Annotated in this window: 13 protein-coding genes, 1 rRNA gene and 1 pseudogene; 13 read left to right on the top strand and 2 right to left on the bottom strand. The window is 67.8% G+C overall.

Annotation, left to right across the window (positions count from 1 at the left end; genetic code table 11):
* Positions 1–80 precede the first annotated feature (80 nt).
* Together FHW79_RS19145 and FHW79_RS19150 are read left to right on the top strand one after the other, a co-directional pair.
* Positions 81–1,007 (top strand): class I SAM-dependent methyltransferase, encoded by a 927-nt coding sequence (locus FHW79_RS19145; RefSeq protein WP_183180412.1) that lies wholly within the window; start codon positions 81–83, stop codon positions 1,005–1,007.
* A gap of 229 nt (positions 1,008–1,236) precedes the next feature.
* Positions 1,237–3,723, top strand: a complete 2,487-nt coding sequence (locus FHW79_RS19150; protein ID WP_183180413.1) for a carbohydrate-binding domain-containing protein — start codon at positions 1,237–1,239, stop codon at positions 3,721–3,723.
* Between the two features lie 170 nt (positions 3,724–3,893).
* On the opposite strand, the gene FHW79_RS19155 is transcribed toward FHW79_RS19150, so the two are convergent.
* Positions 3,894–5,375 carry an oligosaccharide flippase family protein gene (locus FHW79_RS19155; RefSeq protein WP_183180414.1) on the bottom strand — a complete coding sequence of 494 codons (1,482 nt, stop codon included), beginning with the start codon at positions 5,373–5,375 and terminating at the stop codon, positions 3,894–3,896.
* Between the two features lie 859 nt (positions 5,376–6,234).
* Between FHW79_RS19155 and FHW79_RS19160 the strand changes: the two genes are divergently transcribed.
* The 11 genes and pseudogenes from FHW79_RS19160 (at position 6,235) to FHW79_RS19210 (ending at position 20,506) form a co-directional block, all read left to right on the top strand.
* The gene (locus tag FHW79_RS19160; RefSeq protein ID WP_183180415.1) at positions 6,235–7,680 is read left to right on the top strand and encodes an exopolysaccharide biosynthesis polyprenyl glycosylphosphotransferase; all 1,446 of its coding nucleotides are present in this window, start codon (positions 6,235–6,237) and stop codon (positions 7,678–7,680) included.
* A 282-nt stretch (positions 7,681–7,962) separates the two neighbouring features.
* Positions 7,963–9,300: an O-antigen ligase gene (locus FHW79_RS19165; protein WP_183180416.1), complete on the top strand. Its 1,338-nt coding sequence runs from the start codon at positions 7,963–7,965 to the stop codon at positions 9,298–9,300.
* Positions 9,301–9,361: 61 nt separating this feature from the next.
* Positions 9,362–10,294 (top strand): glycosyltransferase, encoded by a 933-nt coding sequence (locus tag FHW79_RS19170; protein WP_183180417.1) that lies wholly within the window; start codon positions 9,362–9,364, stop codon positions 10,292–10,294.
* A 7-nt stretch (positions 10,295–10,301) separates the two neighbouring features.
* Positions 10,302–11,510 (top strand): glycosyltransferase family 4 protein, encoded by a 1,209-nt coding sequence (locus FHW79_RS19175; protein ID WP_183180418.1) that lies wholly within the window; start codon positions 10,302–10,304, stop codon positions 11,508–11,510.
* A 56-nt stretch (positions 11,511–11,566) separates the two neighbouring features.
* A pseudogene (locus FHW79_RS33535) lies at positions 11,567–12,715 on the top strand (glycosyltransferase family 4 protein); the annotation flags it as partial.
* A gap of 117 nt (positions 12,716–12,832) precedes the next feature.
* Positions 12,833–13,744 carry a polysaccharide deacetylase family protein gene (locus FHW79_RS19185; RefSeq protein WP_183180420.1) on the top strand — a complete coding sequence of 304 codons (912 nt, stop codon included), beginning with the start codon at positions 12,833–12,835 and terminating at the stop codon, positions 13,742–13,744.
* Between the two features lie 537 nt (positions 13,745–14,281).
* Positions 14,282–14,578: an acyl carrier protein gene (locus tag FHW79_RS19190; RefSeq protein WP_183180421.1), complete on the top strand. Its 297-nt coding sequence runs from the start codon at positions 14,282–14,284 to the stop codon at positions 14,576–14,578.
* A gap of 64 nt (positions 14,579–14,642) precedes the next feature.
* Positions 14,643–16,232: a class I adenylate-forming enzyme family protein gene (locus tag FHW79_RS19195; RefSeq protein WP_183180422.1), complete on the top strand. Its 1,590-nt coding sequence runs from the start codon at positions 14,643–14,645 to the stop codon at positions 16,230–16,232.
* Positions 16,233–16,285: 53 nt separating this feature from the next.
* A complete protein-coding gene (gene asnB / locus FHW79_RS19200; RefSeq protein ID WP_183180423.1) occupies positions 16,286–18,304 on the top strand; it encodes an asparagine synthase (glutamine-hydrolyzing) in 2,019 nt (672 codons plus the stop codon).
* Positions 18,305–18,395: 91 nt separating this feature from the next.
* Positions 18,396–19,403, top strand: a complete 1,008-nt coding sequence (gene nadE, locus FHW79_RS19205; RefSeq protein ID WP_174439577.1) for an NAD(+) synthase — start codon at positions 18,396–18,398, stop codon at positions 19,401–19,403.
* Between the two features lie 38 nt (positions 19,404–19,441).
* The gene (locus tag FHW79_RS19210) at positions 19,442–20,506 is read left to right on the top strand and encodes a GNAT family N-acetyltransferase (RefSeq protein ID WP_247884497.1); all 1,065 of its coding nucleotides are present in this window, start codon (positions 19,442–19,444) and stop codon (positions 20,504–20,506) included.
* A 152-nt stretch (positions 20,507–20,658) separates the two neighbouring features.
* Here FHW79_RS19210 and FHW79_RS19215 read toward each other — a convergent pair.
* A 23S ribosomal RNA gene (locus tag FHW79_RS19215) occupies positions 20,659–20,766 on the bottom strand; the annotation flags it as partial.

Raw genomic sequence — 20,766 nt, forward strand, 5'->3', positions numbered from 1 at the left:
CCGCCGTCCGCGCCTGTAAGGATTTCCGACAGCGACCTTAGATTAGCGGAACAGCAGCGTTTCTCCCAACGAGGTGATCTGTGGACACGTTGACGTCGGATGAGCTGGTCGCCCGCTACAAGCGGAAGTTCGGTCTGGCCCCGAACTACCCCCTCAGCGAAACCATGGTCCGCCAGCACTGGGACCTGGAACGCCAGCTCGCCCGCGAGCTGCTCGACTCCCGCCGCGAAGAGCGCTGGACGGTGTTCGAGCGCAACTACACCACCCTCTACAGCGAGTGCCCCTGGCTGAACGATGCGGTGGACACCGCGGCGCAGAACGACGAGCTGGACTTCCGCCACTTCCTGACGCTGCTGAAGGGCGCGCGGGACGTCTACGAGGTCGGGTCGGGCAAGGGCCGGCTGCTCAGCTATCTGGCCCGCCACGGCCACCGCTGCGTCGCCACCGAGATCACCCGCGAGCGCGGGGAGCGCTGGACCGACGAGCGCTCCAACGTGACGTGGCGCTGCTGCGACGGCGTGAACCTCGCCGAATTCGAGCCGCGCGGCCATTACGACGCCGTCGTCTCCACCCACGTCATCGAGCATCTCCACCCCGAGGACGTGTCCGTGCACCTGTCCAACGTGCACGCCATCCTCAAGCCGGGCGGCCGCTACGTGCTCAGCATGCCGCACAAGCACGCCGGGCCGATGGATCTGTCGGAGGTCTTCGGGCTGGACGAGCCGATCTGCATGCATCTGCGCGAATACACCTGGAGCGAGACGGAGCGCGCGCTGCGCGAGGCCGGCTTCACCCGGATGGAGGCCGTCTACATCGCCCCGATGGCGGTCCGCCGGCGGATGCACATCCATGGGTCCGGGCGCGGATACCTCGCCTATGTGAAGGCCGTGGAATCCTTCATGGGGGCGATGCCGTTAACCCTGCGGCGCAAGCTCGGCAAGCTCGGCCAGCTTTACCTGTTCCGCCCGGAGGTCTTCATGGTGGCCCACAAAAGTCACGAGGGTTGAGGCCGCCGATTCCGGAAACCTTTCTGTAACAAGACTTTACACTTTCCCCTCCCCGTGGCCGCAAGGCCCCACTGTGGCGCGAAAACCGCAGCGATGGCGGATTTTCGCGCCTCATTCTTTTCACAGCCCATCGTGGCTTTTGAGTCGCATTTCCCTAAAATCCGAAATACCTCGTTAACCAATTGGGCGCCACCTTTGCTCCACCGAAAATGGAGAGAGGTTACTTCCAATGGCAACGACCACCACGGGTCTCGTCGACACGACCTTCGTCGTCAACGCCTCGGGGCAGGCTGCCGGCGGGATCTGGCCGCAGTTCCGGCTGCTCCTGGATGGTGTCAATCTCGGCCAGGCGACGGTCAGCTCGACCAGCGCCGGCCGCTACACCTTCAAGGCCCAGGTCGCTCCGGACCAGGCGCACAAGCTGCAGATCGTCTACTTCAACGACGGCTATGTGAACGGGCAGGACCGCAATCTGCTCGTCAAGTCGCTGGAAGTGAACGGCAAGCCCGTCGCTTCCACCAGCTCGCTGGTCAGCTACGACCGCGGCGCCTCCGACGGCAAGGACGTGATCCCCGGCCAGGAAGGCATGTGGTGGGACGGTTCGCTCGATTTCGCCCTGACCAAGGACTATTTCCCGGTCCCGACGCCGCCGGCCCCGGCCGGCAACACCCAGGTCATCCTGAACCTGCAAGGCAACGCCGCGGGCGGCGTCAACGCGCATTTCAACCTGCTGATCGACGGCAAGAAGGTCGGCGAGGGCATGGCCGGCACCTCGGCCAAGGACTACGCCTTCTCGATCAACGCCACGGCGGATCAGGCGCACAAGGTCCAGATCCAGTACGACAACGACGCCACGGTGAACGGCCAGGACCGCAACCTGCTGGTCAACAAGATCACCATCAACGGCAAGTCGGTCATGCCCACCGACGGCATCGTCACCTATGACAAGGGTGCCTTGGACGGCAAGGACGTGGTCAAGGGCCAGTCGGGCATGTGGTGGAACGGCACGCTGGTCGTCGACGCCGACAAGAGCTTCTTCCCCGGCTCCTCCAACCCGACCAACCCCACCACGCCGACCACCCCGCCGGCCCCCACCCCGACGAAGCCGACCCTGTCGGTCAGCGACGTTTCGGTGACCGAGCCGACCGGCAAGACCACCGGCATCGCGCCGGGCTTCCTGCACACCGAGGGCGGCCAGATCATGGACAGCAGCGGCAAGGCCGTGAAGCTGACCGGCGTGAACTGGTTCGGGTCCGAGGGCTACGCCTTCGCGCCGCAGGGGCTGTGGATGGACAGCTACCAGAGCCACATGAACCAGATGAAGGATCTGGGCTTCAACACCATCCGCCTGCCCTACTCCGACGCGATGCTCGACAACGGCCGCATGCCGACCGGCATCGACTATTCGAAGAATCCCGACCTGCGCGGCAAGACCTCGCTGGAGGTGTTCGACAAGATCATCGAATACGCCGATAAGATCGGCATGAAGATCATCCTCGACCACCACCGCTCCGGCGACGGCGCCTCGGCCAACGAGAACGGGCTCTGGTACACCAGCCAGTATCCGGAATCGAAGATGATCGAGAACTGGAAGATGCTGGCGACCCGTTACAAGGGCAACGACGCCGTCATCGGCGCCGACCTGCACAACGAGCCGCACAACCCGGCCACCTGGGGCGACGGCGGCCCGAACGACTGGGCCCGCGCCGCGGAGCGCATCGGCAACGCCATCCAGTCGGTCAACAAGGACTGGCTGCTGATCGTCGAGGGCGTCGAGACCTACCAGAACCAGTGGTACTGGTGGGGCGGCAACCTGCTGGGCGAGAAGAACTACGAGGTCAAGTTCAACGAGCCGGGCAAGCTGGTTTATTCGGTCCACGACTACGGCCCGTCGCTGTACATGATGGACTGGTTCAAGGCCAACAACTTCCCGAACAACATGCCGGCGAAGTGGGACCAGATGTGGGGCCACTTCATCCAGAACGACGAGACCCCGATCCTGGTCGGCGAGTTCGGCAGCCGCATGGAAACCGCCATCGACAAGGCCTGGATGCCCAAGCTGATCCAGTACATGAACGGCGACTGGAACGGCGACGGCAAGATCGACCTCGCCGCGGGCGACCAGGGGGCGAGCTGGACCTACTGGGCCTGGAGCCCCGGTTCGGGCGACACCGGCGGCATCATGAACGACAGCTGGAAGGTGGACTACAACAAGTACAACGCCATCAAGCCCGGTCTGTACAGCAGCACCGCCGCCAGCCCGGTCACCACCGACGCGGTGTTCACGGTGAAGCTGTCCCAGGCCTACAACCAGACGGTGACGGTGGACTACGCCACGGCGGACGGCACGGCCAAGGCCGGTTCGGACTATCTGGCGACCAGCGGCAAGCTGACCTTCGCCGCCGGCGAGACCACCAAGACGGTCGCCGTCAAGGTGCTGAGCGACGACGTGGTCGAGGGCGTCGAGACCTTCAACCTGAAGCTCTCCAACCCGACGCAGGCGACCATTTCCGACGGGACCGGCGTGGGCACCATCAACCCGCCGGGCAGCGCCCAGGCCCTGTCCGCGGACCTGCTGGCCCACAGCCTGCCCCAGGACACGGCGACGGTGCAGTCGGTGGGCGTGCAGTCCGCGCTCGACCTGTCGTCGGTCGACTTCTCGCACATGATGACGCTGGACGCCGTGAACCTGATGCTCGAACATCAGGCCGCGTAACGACCGCGCAAGCGGTAAAAATCCCCTCTCCCGCCCCCGGGAGAGGGTGCCCGCGCAGCGGGCGGGTGAGGGTAACGCCAAGGATCGAGGACTTGATTCTCGACGGCACCCTCACCCTTCCCACGCTTTGCGTGGGCCCCTTCCCTCTCCCGGGGCGGGAGAGGGAAATTTCAGGACGCCGATTGCAGGCGGCGGACGCGGCCCAGCAGCAGCTTGCCCAGCATTCCCCGGCCCGCCGATCCCATGCCCGGACCGAACACCGCCGCCGCCAGGAACAGGAGCACCAGCAGCACCTTCTCGGCGGTGAAGGCCGGGTTGACCTCGGTGCCGAACAGGTACCAGCCCGCCGCATAGGCGAAGGCCGCCGGCACCAGGATCCAGCCGATGCGCACGGCGTTCAGCGGCACCTCGTCGCGGCAGATGCGGCGGCGCACCGTCTCGGTCAGGACGATCTGGAAGACCTCCCGCCCCAGATTGGCCAGAGCGGCGCCGAGCAGGCCCCACTGCCAGACCAGCGCCAGCGCCAGCGCCGAGCCCACCGCGAGGCTGGCCGCGGAGATCCAGGGCAGCACGCCGACGCGCTTGGCCTTGAGGATCGCCACCTCCGGGTTCATGCGCACCCCGTGCAGCACATAGGCCAGCACCAGGAAGGGCATGCTGGTCAGCACCGGCGTGTAGTCGGCCGACGCGATCAGCCAGAGGATTTCCGGCGCGGTCAGCGCCAGCCCCAGCCCGGCCCCGGTCAGCAGGACGACGAAGAGGTGGAAGACGAAATCCGCCTGGGCGTGGTCCGCGGCGCCATGTTGGGACTCCAGCCGGCTGACCGACCAGATCTGCAGAAAGGAGGCGGTCAGGAACATGAAGAGGATTTGCGACAGCCGCATCCCGAAGGCGAACAGGCCCACCGCCGCCGTGGACAGCAGAATGTTCAGCAGCCAGCGCGAGACGAAGTTGTTGGCGATGTCCAGCAGCGACTGTGGCGCGTAGGGCAGTCCCAGCGCCGCCACCCGCTTCAGGATCGGCAAGGAGAAGGAGAAGCCGGTGTCCCTCAGGATCGCCACCACCAGGAGGAGGCCGAGCGCCAGGAAGGACGCGCCGTTCGCCAGAAAGATGCCCTCCACCCCGAGGCCGAGCGCCCACAGGAACAGCAGGTTGAAGGCCAGCAGGGCCACCACCTTGGCCAGCGACACCAGCAGGCACAGGCCGGACCTCTTGCGCGCCCGGTAATAGGCCAGCGCCAGCTCGAACAGGGTGGTCAGGGCGACGCCGGCCAGCGCGATCGCCATCACCGCCGCGTGGCCGGTGTCGCCGAACATGGCCCAGCTTCCCGCCATGCCCAGCGGCCAGGCCAGACCGACCATCGCCACCGACGTGCCGACCACCGCCAGCAGGCAGGTGCTGGCGACGCGGCGCCGGTCGCCCTCCTCGGCGTGCTCGAAATAGACGGCGGTGAAGGCGTTGTTCATGCCGATCATCAGCATGACCGCCAGCAGGTCGGCGACCACCACCACCAACGCGTAGACGCCGAATTCGGAAGGGGTGAGAAGCCGGGTGTAGAGCGGCAGGAGCAGAAGCCCGGCAGCCCGGTTCACCACGTTGGCCAGCATGAACAGCCAACCGTGTTTCAAGATCGTCGCTGCTTCGGACGCCATCAGGAACTCCGCCTAGAACTCCGGTGGGGCGGCGCTGCCGCACCCGCGAACGCAATTCCGATGATTGGAACCGGACCGGGACGTTTCAATTTCGCGTTGGTGCCGTCGTCGTCCTCTTCGGACTTATCCCGATGGCACCCCGTGTTCCCACCCTGGCCCTCCCCCGCTGCGCAGGGGAGGGAGATGATCGCGGAGCGGCGGCAGTCCCCTCCCCTGCGTTAGCGGGAGAGGGTCTAGGGTGGGGGCAACACGGTCCACCAGTCAGGCAGACAACCGACCCAGCCTGCGAGGGCACTCCGGCGCGATCAACGGGGCGTTCGAGACACCGTCTCATCCGGAATCGCCCGGCGGCTTCTTATGGGATACGTCGGTGCCTCCGCCTCGGCGGGACGGGCAAGCCAACCCGGGGAAATCCACCGCCAGCCGGCGCCGCACCCAACCATAGGGGACCGGGAACATCCCCCGAATACCCCCAAATTGCGGGAAGGAAAGGAGTAGTCGGGGAGCGGCGGTGGCAGCGCCGCCACCGATCCGGATGATCCGGACGAAGTCACCCACTTTCCTTAATCTCTTCAAACTCACCCAGGGGAATCCACTCTGGATGTAAGGGGTATCGCCGCTGGTCGAGGAGGCCTCTTGTGATTTGTTGATTGACGGCAGCCTTTATCCTAATTCGTGGAGAACAGCGCAACCTTCTGATCTGTCTGCACAGAGGCAGAATAAGCGCTGATATTTGTGTGTCTTTCTGAACACAGAAAGACTCAAAGAAAAAGCTGATGAGAAACCGTCTTACGCTGCGGCGCGTTAGGTCAGGCGCGAGACGGATGACATTCCGTTTCACACATAAATGGGACCTGCGATGAGCAAACTCGACCCAGAAGCGGTCATCAACCTGGCCCCGGTAAAGAAGACGGCCATGCCGACGGTGGGACCCGGGCTGCTGTTGGCGCTGTCCGACGGCTTCATGCTCGCCCTGCTCGGCTGGACGCTCATCCAGCTGTTCGGAAGCGACACCCTGACCGCGGAAGCGGACCTGTCGCAGCGCGCCCTGGTCACCGGCCTGATGCTGGTGCCGCTGGTGAAATCGGTTTTCGGAATTTATTCGCTGGGCCGCTTCGACTATCTGGAGCGCACCCGCCGCACCTTCCAGGCGGCCCTGCTGTCGGTGGCCGTGCTGGCCGTGCCCTTCATCGTCATGGACGGCTTCCGCTCCTTCTTCGTCGAGGCGCTGTCGGTCGCCCTGATCGGCTTCGCGATCACCTACGCCGCCGACCTGCTGCTGGTGCACGGTCTGATGGCCAGCGCGCTGAACTGGCGCACCCCGGTGGTGATCGTCGGCGCCGGCCCGCAGGGCGCCGCCATCGCGGAGAAGCTGCAGCGCCTGCCCTGGCTGGGGATGCGCCCGGTGTGCTTCTTCGACGACGACGACACGCTGTGGCAGACCCGCGTCGCCAACCTGCCGGTGGTCGGCTCGACCGACCTGCTCGCCAAGTCACCGGCCTACGCCCAGCAGGCCCAGGCCGCCATCGTCGCCGACATCGGGCGCCATAAGAGGGAGCTGACGGCCCTGGTCGAGCGGCTGCCCTTCAAGCAGGTCTACTGCCTGCTGGGCGAGGGCAACGTCAGCGCGGTCGACGCCACCTACCACAACCTGCACGGCTCGCTGGCCCTGCGCGTCTCGGTCCGGCCGCCGACCAGCTACCTGCGCATCCGCCGCGCGCTGGACATCCTGCTGTCGGGCATCCTGCTGGTGGCGGTGGCGCCGCTGATGCTGGGCATCGCCGCGGCGATCCGTCTGGACAGCCCCGGCCCGGTCATGTTCCGCCAGAAGCGCTGGGCCGGCGGCGATAAGACCTTCGACGTGCTGAAGTTCCGCTCGATGCACATCAACGCGGAGGAGCATCTCCAGCGCCTGCTGGAGAACGATCCGAAAATGCGCGAAGAGTACATGACCTACCACAAGCTGACCTACGACCCGCGCATCACCCCGGTCGGCCGCTTCCTGCGCAAGACCTCGCTCGACGAACTGCCGCAGCTGGTCAACATCCTGATGGGCGACATGAGCCTGATCGGCCCGCGCGCCTACATGCCGAAGGAACTGCCGGAGGTCGGCGCCTCCGCGGAGGTCATCGGCTCCGTCCGTCCGGGCCTGACCGGCTACTGGCAGGTGTCGGGACGCCACCGCACCACCTTCCAGGAACGCGTCGCGATGGACGTCTTCTACGTCCGCAACTGCGGCCTGCTGTTCGACTTCTACATCCTGTGCAAGACCGCGGTGATCGTCCTCAAGGGCGACGGGTCATGACCCCGCGGCGCCCCATCCAGGCCCCTCTTCCCACCCGGGAGAGGGGCCTTCCCTTTTCTGGGATCCCTTCCGGAGCTGGGCTGCATATGCCCTGCGGGACCCGCAAGATCGGGGTGGGTGGTCCAACCGGAGGTAGCCCTGACGGGGGCGGCCTCCTTAGGCCTAATGCCTCCGCCCGGCTACAGGTCCGGGCATCGGGTTGGCATCTTCAGAAAACGATGCGGTGCGCCTGTGATGGGCGTTCACTGCCATAGCAGCCCTTTTCACCGGAACAGCGGCCCCATGAAAGTCCTCGAAGTTCTGGAAAAGAGCATCACCGTCTTCTGCATCGTCTCGTTCGGCGGGTCGGTGCTGCCGGCGCTGCTGACCGGTGGCGGCACGACCGATCCGGACGCGCCGGGCGCGGTGATCTACTTCATGGCCGTCTACGTCATGATCCTGGGCCTGATCGCGCTGCGGCCCAGCCTGGCCTTCCGCATCCCGACGGGAAGCCCGGCGGTGTCGCTGATCGTGGCGCTGGCCTTCCTGTCGGCCCTGTGGTCGATCTACCCGGACGTGACGTTGCGCCGTGCGGTGGCCTTCCTGTTCACCACCGCCTTCGCCGTCTATCTGGCCCTGCGCTACACCTTCCCGGAAATCGTCCGGATGCTGGCGACGGGCCTGTCGATCCTGATGGTGCTGTCCTACGTCTCGGTCTTCGCCATGCCGGCGGTCGGTCTCGACCACGAGCAGCATGTCGGCGCCTGGAAGGGCATCTTCTGGCAGAAGAACGTGACGGGCCGCATGATGGTCTGGCTGGTGCTCTGCCTGCTCTGGCTCGACTGGACGCGCGAGGGCAAGCGCTGGGTGGTCCGCCCGCTGCTGCTGATGGCCCTGCTGCTGATCGTGATGAGCCGGTCGGGCACTGGCCTGGTGACCTCGATCCTGGTCGCCGGCCTGCTGCTGGCCAGCGGCTTCGTGCGCGGCGGCATCCGCAGCTTCGCGCCGGCCATGGCCTTCGTCCTGCTGGTCGCGGTGGTCGGCATCACGAGCGGCACGACCTTCTGGCACGACATCCTCTACATGCTGGGCCGCGACCCGACGCTGACCGGACGCACGGTGCTGTGGGAACACACGCTGATGTCGATCCAGGACCGCTTCCTGCTCGGCTGGGGCTACGGCGCCTACTGGTACGGCGCCTACGGTCCGGGCAGCACCTTCACCCAGGGCTGGGGCATCAACTCCGCCCACAACGGGTGGATGGAGGCGTGGCTCGACCTCGGCCTGCCCGGCGTGATCCTGACGGCGATGCTGATGGGCCGCCTGCTGATCCAGGGCTTCGGCGCCATCCGCTACAGCGAGAACCGCGCGGAGCCCGCCTGGATCTTCACCGTCGGCTGCGCCCTGCTGCTGATCTCGGTGTCGGAGAGCGTGTTCCTGGAGCGCCATTCCCTGAACTGGATCGTGCTGGTGATCGCGGTGACCCGCCTCGTGCAGCGCCGCCGCTGGGCGAAGATGCAGGCCCGGTTCGAGGACCGGCAGCAGAACGCCCACGCCGCCTACGCCAGTTCCTCCCCCTACGGAACCTCCTACGGCGGCCCGCCGGCCGCCGGTTGGAGCGGTCCGGCCCGGCCCGGATGACGGAAGGAGGCCCCCTCATGCACCGCCCCCTGAAATCTCCGTCGCGACAGAAGGTAATGTCATGACGTCCCCACACGAGATGGTCACCGTCGTCATTCCCACCCGCAACCGGCCGGACATGGTCGCACGGGCCGTGGAAAGCGCTCTGGCCCAGACTTACGCCGCGCTCGAAGTCGTCGTCGTGATCGACGGACCCGACCCCGCCACCGAGGAGCGCCTGAGGGCGTTCGGCGATCCGCGGCTGACCGTGATCGCGCTGGAACAGAACCGCGGCGCCGCCGGCGCGCGCAATCTGGGCGTGGAGCGTGCGAAGGGCGCCTGGATCGCCTTCCTCGACGATGACGACGAATGGATGCCGGGCAAGATCGCCCTGCAGATGGCCGCCCGCCCGCCCGGCGTGCGCTACCCGATCATGAGCTGCCGCTGCAAGGTGGTGACGGCCCGCGGCGACTTCGAATGGCCGCGGCGCCTGTGCACCCCGCGGGACCGGATCGGCGACTACCTGTTCGTCCGCCACGGGCTGTTCAAGGGCGAGACCTTCGCCCCCACCACCACCCTGCTCGCCCCCAAGGCGCTGCTCCAGCGCCAGCCGATTCCGAAGTCGGCCTTCGACGACTGGGAATGGCTGATCTCCTGCGGGCAGATCGAAAGCTGCGCCCTGGTGACGGTGCCCGAGGTGCTGGCCATCCATTACACGGAATCGGACCGCATCACCCTGTCCACCTGCCACAACATCGACATGGCCCTGAACTGGGCGGAGTCGGTGCGACCCAAGCTGTCGCCGCGCGCCTACGCCAGCCTGCTGCTCCAGGCCACCGGCGGGGAGCAGGCGGCGCGCACCCCGGCGGTGCGCAAGCGCATCCTGAAATCGGCGCTGCGGGACGGCGCGCCGACCCCGATGGCGCTGACCACCTTCCTGATGCATTCGCTGATGCCGGTCGGGCTGCGGCGCCGGCTGCGTCAGGCCATCTTCTCGGCTCCCGGCGCGGCGTGAGGGCAGAATGGCTTTGATCGACAGGGGTTTCCGGCGCAGGAAGGCGTCCCGCGCCTGCATTGTCTTCGCCACCCCCGGCGCGCTCGACGGCGGCGGGGGGATCGGGCGGATGACGGGTTACATCGTCGACGCTTTCCAGAACAGCCCTGCCGCCCCGGAAACCGTGGTGCTCGACACCCGCGGCACCGGCAGCGCCCTGCTGTCGCCGGTCTATCTGGCCGGGACGCTGGCGCGGCTGGGCGCCCTGATGCTGCGCCGCCGTCAGACGGTCGTGCACATCAACGTGTCGGAGAACGCCAGCGTCTGGCGCAAGGCGGTGGTCCAGCTCTTCGCCGGGCTGTTCTCCTGCCCCACGGTGGTGCATCTGCACGGCGCGTCCTTCATGGAGTATTTCGACAAGGGGCCGGTGTCCCGCGCGATCAGCCGCTGGCTGTTCGACCGCTGCGGCATCGCGCTGGTGCTGGGCGAGAGCTGGCGGAACTTCCTGGTGCAGTCGGTCGGGACGGACCCGCACAAGGTGCGCGTGCTCTACAACGCGGTGCCCGACATCGGCGCCGACCTGCCGGTCCGCACCGCCCCGCCGCCGGGGGCGATTGTGTCGCTCCTGGTGCTTGCCAACCTGTCGGAGCGCAAGGGCATCGGCACGCTGCTGCGCTCCTGCCGGCTGCTGAAGGAGCAGGGCTTCCGCTTCCGCGTGACCATCGGCGGCGGCGGCGATGTCGAGGGCTACCGCCGGATGGCGGCGGAGCTGGGCGTGGACGGAGACTGCCGGTTCGAGGGGTGGATCTCCCGCGAGCAGGCGCACGCCCACCTGCGCGATCACGACATGCTGCTGCTGCCTTCGACCCACGAGGGCCTGCCCATGGTGATCCTGGAGGCGCTGTCCACCGGCATGCCCGTCATCACCACCCCGGTCGGCTCGATCCCGGAGGTTCTGACCGACGGGGAGACGGCGCGCATCGTCCCGGTCAACGACCCGGAGGCGCTGGCCCATGCGGTCAGCGACCTTGCCTCCCGGCCGGCGCTTTACGCGCGCCTCTCGGCGGAGGGGCGTCGGCTGTTCCTTGAGAAATTCGTCATCGAGTCCTATGGCCGCAGCCTTCAGGACATCTACGCGGAGCTGAACCGCCCTGACGCCGTTCGGCGCCCCTCGCTGGGGGCGCTGCCCGACGCCGCGGCGGCCAAGCCATCGCTGACCCGCGCGGGCCGACAGTAAGAACCCATTTTCCCGCGGGGTCCCTATTCCTTCCTCCCTGAAGCCTCGCGAGGGGAGCGCGACAGTCAGGAGCGGATATGATCTACATCGTTTCACCCGGCGGCACGCTCGAAAAGGGCGGCATGGGTCGAATCGTCGACAACTTCACGGCAGACCTGCGGGAGAACCGTCCCGACGTAAAGTTCGAGGTGATCGACAGCTACGGGCCGGACGCCAAATTCCACCTGATGCCCTTTTACTTCGCCGCCGCGCTGCTGCGCCTGTTCGGCTGCTTCGCGACCGGCAAGGCCCAGCTCGTGCACATCCACATGGCGGAGTACGGCAGCGTCCTGCGCAAGGGCCTGATCGTCGCCATGGCCTCGCTGTTCCGGGTGCCGGTCGTCCTGCACCTGCACGGCGGCCGCTTCCCGAAGCATTACGAGGATGCCAAACCGCTGTCCCGCTGGGCCATCCGCCACATGATGGAGATGACCAGCGAGGTGGTGGTGCTCGGCGAATACTGGCGCAACTGGGTGGTCACCACCTTCCCGGCGGTGCGCCGCGTGACCCTGCTGCACAACGCCGTGCCGGGGCCGGAGACGATTCCGGAGCGTGCGGCGGACGGGCCGGTGCGCCTGCTGTTCCTTGGCCGCCTGATCAAGCTGAAGGGCATCGACGTCCTGCTGGACGCCCTGGCGTCCGACGCCTGCCGCAGCCGCTCCTGGCAGTTGACCATCGCCGGCGACGGCGACCTGGAGACCTATCGCGCCCAGGCCAAGGCGCTGGGGCTTGAGGACCGCGTGCGCTTCACCGGCTGGCTCGACCAGACCGGCTGCCGCAAGGAACTGGTGCAGGCCCATGTGCTGGTCCAGCCCTCCATGTTCGAGGGGCTGCCGATGTCGGTGCTGGAGGCCATGGCCAACGGTCTGACCATCGTCGCCACCCCGGTCGGCAGCGTGGGCGACGCCATCGCCGACGAGGAGACCGGCCTGCTGGTGCCGCCGGGCGACCGGACGGCCCTGGCCGAGGCGCTGGCCCGCGTGATCGACGACGCGGAGCTGCGCCGCCGGCTGGGCCAGGGCGCCCGCCGCCGCTTCGAACGCCAGTTCGACATCGCCGTCTACCGGGAACGCATCGTCGAGATCTACCGCCGCAACGCCCGCGGCTGGATGTCCGAGCCGGCGCCCACGGCCTCCATCGGGCCGCGCCGGGCGCGTTCGGGCTGACATTGCCACCGATCCGGGCCCGGCTTCGAACCGGGCCCGTCCTGCCTTTCAACCGGTCCGCAGCCGCCTCGCCAGCCGTGAACAAAGGACCGGACACACAGCAGAGGTCCAATCCCCATGAAGCAAGCCATCGCGGCCGGAATCGTGCGCTGGACGGGAGTCGGTGCCCTGTTCCGAAATCTGTTCGCGCGCCGGAACGTGACCATCGTCGTGTATCACGACCCGGACCCGGAGGTGATGCGCGCGCACCTCGCCTGGTACGCCGAGCGCTACAGCTTCACCACTCTGGACGCGGTGGCCGATGCGCTGGAAGGCGGGCGGTGGGGTGACCTGCCGCCCTATCCGCTTGTCGTCACCTTCGACGACGGCCACCGCGACAACGCCCGCCTGGAACCGCTGTTCAAGGAGTTCGGGGTTCGCCCGACCATCTATCTGTGCAGCCGCGTGGTCGGCACCGCCCGCCCCTACTGGTGGAAGACCGCCGCAGCCGGACGAATCGGCGCCGAGACGCTGAAACGCCTCCCCGACCCGGAGCGCCGCCGCCGGCTGGCCGAGGCCGGCGACGACCCTGACCGGGACGGCGCCGAACGCCAGTCGCTGACCTGGGACGAGGTCCGGCATCTGGCCGCCGTCACCGATTACGGCGCCCATACCCGCACCCACCCGATCCTCCTGCAATGCGACGACCAGCGCTGCGCGGAGGAGATCGCGCTGTGCAAGACCGAGCTGGAAGAGGCCATCGGCCTGCCCTGCCGCCATTTCGCCTTCCCCAACGGCGATTTCAGCGACCGCGAGGTGGCGATCATCCGGCAGGCCGGCTACCGCACCGCGCGCACCATCGATCCGGGCTGGAACGGCCCGAAGACCGACCCGCTGCGCCTGCACGCCGTGCCCATCTCGGACGACGCCTCGGTGGACTGGCTGTCGGTGCAGGTGACCGGCATTCCGGCTTGGCTGCGCAAGCGCAAGAACGGCGGCGGCGCGCCCGCCCCGGCCCCGACGCACGGCGATCCGCTGCCGGCGGCGTGATTTTTAGTTTTCCCTCTCCCGCCCCGGGAGAGGGAAGGGGCCCGTGCGAAGCGCGGGAAGGGTGAGGGTACGGCGACGGACAAGGGCTTGATCCTCGCATCACCCTCACCCGGCGCCACCGGCGCCACCCTCTCCCGGGACGGGAGAGGGGTTTGGCTCACCCACCCCTCGGCAACCATGACGAGAGCGATAGGCCCTCCTACGCCGCAAGTCAGAGAGGGTTCTCCAAGAGTACGAGAAGGTATTCCTTGCTCAATTGCAATGACCCTGAGTGGTTAGCCACTGTCTTCACCGTCCAATCGTCCTTTGCACTCTCGAAAACACCGCATTCGGATGCAATAAAGAATGACGTACTCGGCGGCATTGCCGAAACCTCGCTGCAAAGAACGGGAAATGCCTTTCCCCATCCCACGCAACGAGGTGGTAACGCCGAAAGGAACGGACCGACCCCTTTGGAGTAACTCCCAACGAGGCCGCCCACCGTCCCGAACTGCCGGCCAAGGAACGACGACCACACCCACAGGAGTTGCCAGCGACATGCGGACCGCCATCACCACCGATACGACGACCCTGAGCGCACCCGCCACCCAGGAGATCCGCGCCTTCATCGTGGAAAACTTCCTGCTGGGCAGCGACTCCGGCTTCGACAACACCGAATCCCTGCTGGAAACCGGCATCATCGACTCCACCGGCATCATGCACGTTGTGGCCTTCCTGGAAGAGCACTTCGGCATCATCGTCGAGGACGAGGACATGGTCGCCGACAACCTCGAGTCGGTCAGCCGCATCGCCGCCTATGTCGAGCGCAAGCGGACCCTGAAGGACGCGGCCTAATCCATCCGTCAGGACGGAACGGGTCATCGGAACAGTCACCGAAGCCAGGCAAGGGAACAGCGTCATGGCGCACCTGCTTCATCAGTTCCTCAGCGAAACCGCCGCGAGGCGGCCTCACCACACCGCTCTGATCGCGGGGGAGAACGCCGTCACCTTCGCCGAGCTGGACCGCCAGAGCGACGCCGTCGCCTGCGCGCTCCAGTCCGCCGGGGTGGGGCGCGGCGACCGCGTGGCGGTCATGCTGGAGAACTCGATCGAGTATGTCGCGGGCCTGTTCGGCGCGCTCAAGGCCGGGGCCGTCTATGTTCCCGTCAACCCGTCCACCAAGGCGGACAAGCTGGCCTACATCCTGACCGACGCCGGCGTGCGGGCGCTCATCGCGCCCGCCGCGCTCGCCCGGCAGGTCGTGCCAGCGGCTGGTGAGGCACCCCACCTCGCCACCACGCTGTGGGTCGGGCCCGCCGTGCCGGCCGGGGCCGGCGGGCTCTCCTTCACAGACATCGTAGCCATAGACATCGCGACCACAGACACCGCGGCCGCCCAGCCGGACACCCCGTCCGGAAACACCAAACCGCAGGACCGGGGCCTGATCGACCAGGATCTGGCCGCCATCCTCTACACCTCAGGAACCACCGGGCGGCCCAAGGGCGTCATGCTCAGCCACGCCGCGCTGGTGAACACCACCTGGTCGATCTCCACCTATCTGGAGAACACGCCCGACGACGTCGTGATGTGCGTCCTGCCGCTGACCTTCGGGTACGGCCTGTCGCAGATCCTGACCGGGGCGCGGGTCGGCTTCACGGTGGTCCTGGAACGCTCCTTCGCCTTCCCGGCGGAAACGCTGGCGCGCATGGTGAAGCACCGCATCACCGGCCTGCCCGGCGTGCCGACCTTCTTCTCCACCCTTCTCGGGATGGAGGCGCTGAAGACCGCCGACCTGTCATCGCTGCGCTACCTGACCAACGCGGCGGCCCCGCTGCCGACCGCCCACATCGACCGCCTGCGCGAGCGCTTCCCCGATGCCGCCTTCTACTCGATGTACGGCATGACGGAATGCTGCACCCGCATCTGCTACCTCGACCCGCGGGACCTCGGCACCAAGACCGCCTCGGTGGGCCGGGCCATTCCCAACTGCGAAGCCTATGTGGTGGACGAGCTTGGCAACCGCGCCGCCCCCGGCGAGGTCGGCGAGCTGGTGGTCCGCGGCGCCAACGTGATGCGCGGCTACTGGAACCGCCCGGAGGAGACCGCCAAGCGCCTGCGCAGCGGGCCGCAGGGCGAGACCCTGCTCTACACCGGCGACCTCTTCACCATGGACGCCGACGGCTGCCTCTACTTCGTCAGCCGCAAGGACGACGTGTTCAAGTGCCGCGGCGAGAAGGTCAGCCCCAAGGAGGTCGAGAACGCCCTCTACGAGCTGGACGCCGTGGTCGAGGCCGCCGTCCTCGGCGTCCCCGACCCCGCCGACGGCATGGCGGTGAAGGCCTATCTGGTCGTCCGTCCCGGCGCCACCCTGACCGAGATGGCGATCCGCCAGCACTGCCGGGGCCGTCTGGAAAGCCATCTGGTGCCCAAATTCATCGAGATCCGCGACGAGTTGCCGAAGACCGAGTCCGGCAAGATCAGGCGCGCGACGCTCGCCGAAACCGCCTGACCCTTTCCGCCTGATTTCCCCCCGCTGGCCTTCAACACACAGGAGAACGTGCGATGTGTGGTGTCGCCGGAGTTCTCGCCGGGCCGCGTGCCGAGCCCGCCGGACTCGACGAACTGAAGCGCATGATCGCCATGATCGGGCACCGCGGCCCGGACGGCTACGGCTTCTACCGCGACGGGCGGATCGGGCTCGCCCACGCGCGCCTCAGCATCGTCGGGCTGGCCGGCGGCTTCCAGCCGATCCACAACGAGGAACGGACTCTGTGGATCACCTTCAACGGCGAGATCTTCAACCACGTCGAGCTGCGGCGTGACCTGGAGGCGCGCGGGCACCGCTTCTACACCCGCACCGACACCGAGGTCATCGTCCACGCCTTCGAGGAATACGGCCCCGCCGCCTGGGCCAAGCTGAACGGCCAGTTCGCCATCGGCCTGTGGGACGCGGTGAAGCGCGAGCTGTGGCTGGTCCGCGACCGGCTGGGCATCCTGCCGCTGTTCTACGCCCGCAGCGGCGACCATCTCGCCTTCGCGTCGGAGGCCAAGGCCCTGTTCGGCGGCGGGCGGATCGAGCCGCGCTTCGACGCCGCCCGCCTCGCCCAAGTCTTCACCCACTGGAGCGTCGCCCCCCAGGGCAGCGTCTTCGCCGGGGTGCAGAGCGTGCCGCCGGCCACCGCCATCCGCATCGACGCCGACCTGCGCCTGCACGAGGCCCGCTATTGGGAGCCGGACATGGCCGGCGATCCCGCCCTGTCCGGCATCACGCTGGACGAGGCGGCGGACCGGCTGGAGGAGAAGCTGCTCGACGCCATCCGCCTGCGGCTGCGCGCCGACGTGCCGGTGGGCGTCTACATCAGCGGCGGGCTGGACAGCTCGGTGATCGCGGCGCTGGCCCGCAAGCTCGACACCACGCAGATGCACAGCTTCGGCGTGCGCTTCGCCGACAACGCCTTCGACGAGACGCCGCAGCAGCGGCTGGTCGCCGGCCATGTCGGAACGGAGCACCACGACATCCTCTGCACGGCGGAGGACATCCAGACCGCCCTGCCCGACGTGATCTGGCACGGCGAATCGCCGCTGGTCCGCACCGCCCCGGCGCCGCTCTTCCTGCTCTCCCGCCTTGTCCGCGACAGCGGCATCCGCGTCGTGCTGTCCGGCGAGGGCGCCGACGAGTGGCTGGCCGGCTACGACATTTTCAAGGAGGACAAGGTCCGCCGCTTCTGGGCGCGGCAGCCGGACTCCACGGCGCGCCCGAAGCTGCTCAGCCGCATCCATCCCTACGCCGCCACCAGCGGCCAGAAGGACAGCCCGCTCTGGCAGGCCTTCTGGAAGCGCGGCATGACGGAGACCGACGATCCCTTCTACGCCCACCGCGTCCGCTGGCAGAACACCGCCTGGACCCAGCGCCTGCTGGCGCCGGATGTGCGCTCCACCGCCAACGCGCAGGCCTTCGACGAGGCGGTGGCCGCCCATCTGCCCGCCGGCTGGTCGCGCTGGAGCCCGCTCGCCCGCACCCAGTGGACGGAGATCGCCGCCTTCATGTCGCCCTACCTGCTGACCAGCCAGGGCGACCGGGTGGCGATGGCCAACAGCATCGAGGTCCGCTACCCCTTCCTCGACCCGGAGGTGGACGACCTCTGCGCCGCCCTGCCCGACCGGGTCAAGATGCTGGGGCTGCGCGACAAGCTGGCGCTGCGCCGCGTCGCCTCGCGCCTGCTGCCGGCGGAGATCTTCCACCGCCCGAAGCGCCCCTACCGCGCCCCGATGACCACCGCCCTCTTCGGCGCCCAGTCCCCGGCCTATGTCCGGGACCTGCTGTCGGAGGAGTCGCTGAACCGCTACGGGCTGGTCGACGCCGCCGGCGTCGCCGCGCTGGCCGCCAAGGCCCACCGCACCGACGGCCGCATGGCCGGCGAGCGCGAGGAGATGGCCCTGGTCGGCGTTCTCACCCTCCAGATGCTCGCCCGGAACGTGCTGGACGAGCTGCCGGGCCGGGCCTCGACGCTCCGCGCCCGCTTGGACGCCGCGCCCATCCACATTCTCGAAGAGCATTTGGACAACGCCGCCGCCGCCTGACTAGGCGGACCGGCGAGGTCCCCAAGGCACAGTCCTCTCCACAGTCCTCTCCACAGTCGATGCAACATCGCCAACCGGGAAAACCGACACCATGCTGAACGCCCTGCATCCCTTCGACGCCAACGCCCTCTCGCTCGACTGCGCGGCGGCTGCCCGGGAGATCGAACAGTTCATCCAGCGCACCGTCGCCCACGACCTGAAGCGCCAGGGCATCGTGCTCGGCGTGTCCGGCGGCATCGACAGCTCGGTCTGCGCGGCGTTGGCCGTTCGCGCGCTGGGGCCGGAGCGCGTCCTGGCCATCCTGATGCCGGAGAAGGAATCCTCGCCCGACAGCACCCGCCGGGGCCGGTTGCTCTGCGAGAGCCTGGGCATCGAGCCGATCATGGAGAACCTTACCGCTCCGCTGACCGCGCTCGGCTGCTACGACCGCCGCGACAGCGCCATCCGCCGCCTCTTCCCGGAATACGGTCCGGGCTGGAAGCAGAAGATCGGCCTGGCCGCCGGCCTGCTTGACGCCGACCGCGTCAACTACTTCACCATGACGGTGGAATCGCCGGAGGGCGACCGGCAGACCAGCCGCATGCCGGTGGACGTCTATCTGTCGGTGGTCGCCGCCACCAACCTGAAGCAGCGCGTCCGCAAGACGATGGAATACACCCACGCCGACCGGCTGAACTACTCGGTCCTCGGCACGCCGAACCGGCTGGAGTATGAGCTGGGCTTCTTCGTGCGCGGCGGCGACGGTCTGGCCGACCTGAAGCCGATCGCCCATCTGTTCAAGACCCAGGTCTACCAGATGGCCGCCTATCTCGGCCTGCCCGACGACATCCAGAGCCAGTCGCCGAGCACCGACACCTACACCCTGCCGCAGTCGCAGGAGGAGTTCTACTACGCCATCCCCTACGACAAGCTGGACCTGGCGCTCTGCGCCTACGGCCGCGGCGTGCCGGAGGACGAGGCGGCCCGCGCCCTGAACCTGTCGGTCGAGCAGGTCCGCCGCGTCTACAAGGACATCGTCCTGAAGCGCCGCACGTCGGGCCGCATCCTGCGCAACGCCGCTCTGGTGCAGCCGGTCGAGGTGGATGGGAGCGACGCATGACCGCAATGCCCTGGCTTCAGCGGGGTGTGGAACGGTTCATGTCCGAGGATCGCGTCGCGCTGGAGTCCTTCCAGCGCGACCACTTCGGCGCGGACTCCCCGCTGCTGGACGACACCCATTTCAATTGGCTGTTCGAGGAACCGCCGACCCCCGATCCGGAGGGGATGCAGCTCTGGGTCTGCAAGCGGAACGGGGGGATCGTCGGCCAGCAGGCGGGCATTCCCTTCGCGCTGAAGGTGGGGCAGCGGGTGCGCCGCGCCTCCTGGGCGATCGACCTGATGGTCGCCCCGGAATGGCGGCTGCGCGGCGTCGGGCCGGGTCTGTCGGAGACCCACGCCGCCGCCAGCGAGGTGAGCGTCTCCCTCTCGATGACCGACGCCGCCTACAAGTCCTACAAGCGGGCGGGCTGGCTCGATCTCGGGAACATCCCGACCTATTTGCGCGTGATCGACCCGCAGCGCTGCCTGCGCGTCAGCCCCTATGACGGCGGGCTGGCCCGCCTGATGGCGCGGCTGGGCAAGCCGGCGATGAGCGCCGCCTCGCTGGTCGGCCACGCGGCCGCCCGGACCTTCGGCGCCCGGCTGGTCGAGGTCGACCGCTTCGACGAGCGGATGGACGGCCTGTGGGAGGCCGCGGCGCCACAGCATCTTTGCGCCGCCCGGCGCGACCACGCCTATCTCCAGTGGCGCTTCGACAAGATCCCGAACGCGGCGCGGCACCGCCGCTTCCTCGTCATGCGCCGCGACACCGTGGTGGCCTATGTGGTGCTGAGGGTGGACCGCTGGCGCGGCGAAAGCGTCGGGGTGGTCTGCGATTATCTGGCCCGTCCGGGCTGGCTGATGCCCGCCTTCGCCCTGCTGGTCGAGCGCGCCCGGCGGGACCGGCTGGCCGCCCTGGTCTGCCGCACGCTGAACGCCCAGGCCGCCCGTCCCCTGTCGATGGTGGGTTTCCTGTGCCTGAAGAACGGCCTGCGCCAGCCGACCCGGATGATGGCCCGTCCCGCGGCCGACCGTCCGGAACTGACTCCGCTGATCGGCGACCCGAAGAACTGGTTCGTCACCGCCGCCGACAGCGACATGGGCTTCAAGGATCTCGGCGGATAAACGGTTTCGCAAACGGAAATCCGCTCCAAACGAAAAGGGCGCCCGCATCGTCGCGGGCGCCCTTTTCGTTTGAGTCGTTCGTAAAGTCGAGAATGTGAGGATGCATCTTCTGATGCGCATGAGCGGTTTGCCGCTGCACGCGACGTTCATGAAGGATCAAGCCTTTCGAGCGATTAGTAAGGCTCAGCTTCAGGCGTTGCCGCCCGTCCACATGCCTCCTATCGACGTGATGGTCTGTCACGGCTCTCAAGGGAGTTCTG

The organism is Azospirillum sp. OGB3 (assembly GCF_014192915.1).
In the GTDB taxonomy this organism is placed as follows: Bacteria; Pseudomonadota; Alphaproteobacteria; order Azospirillales; family Azospirillaceae; genus Azospirillum.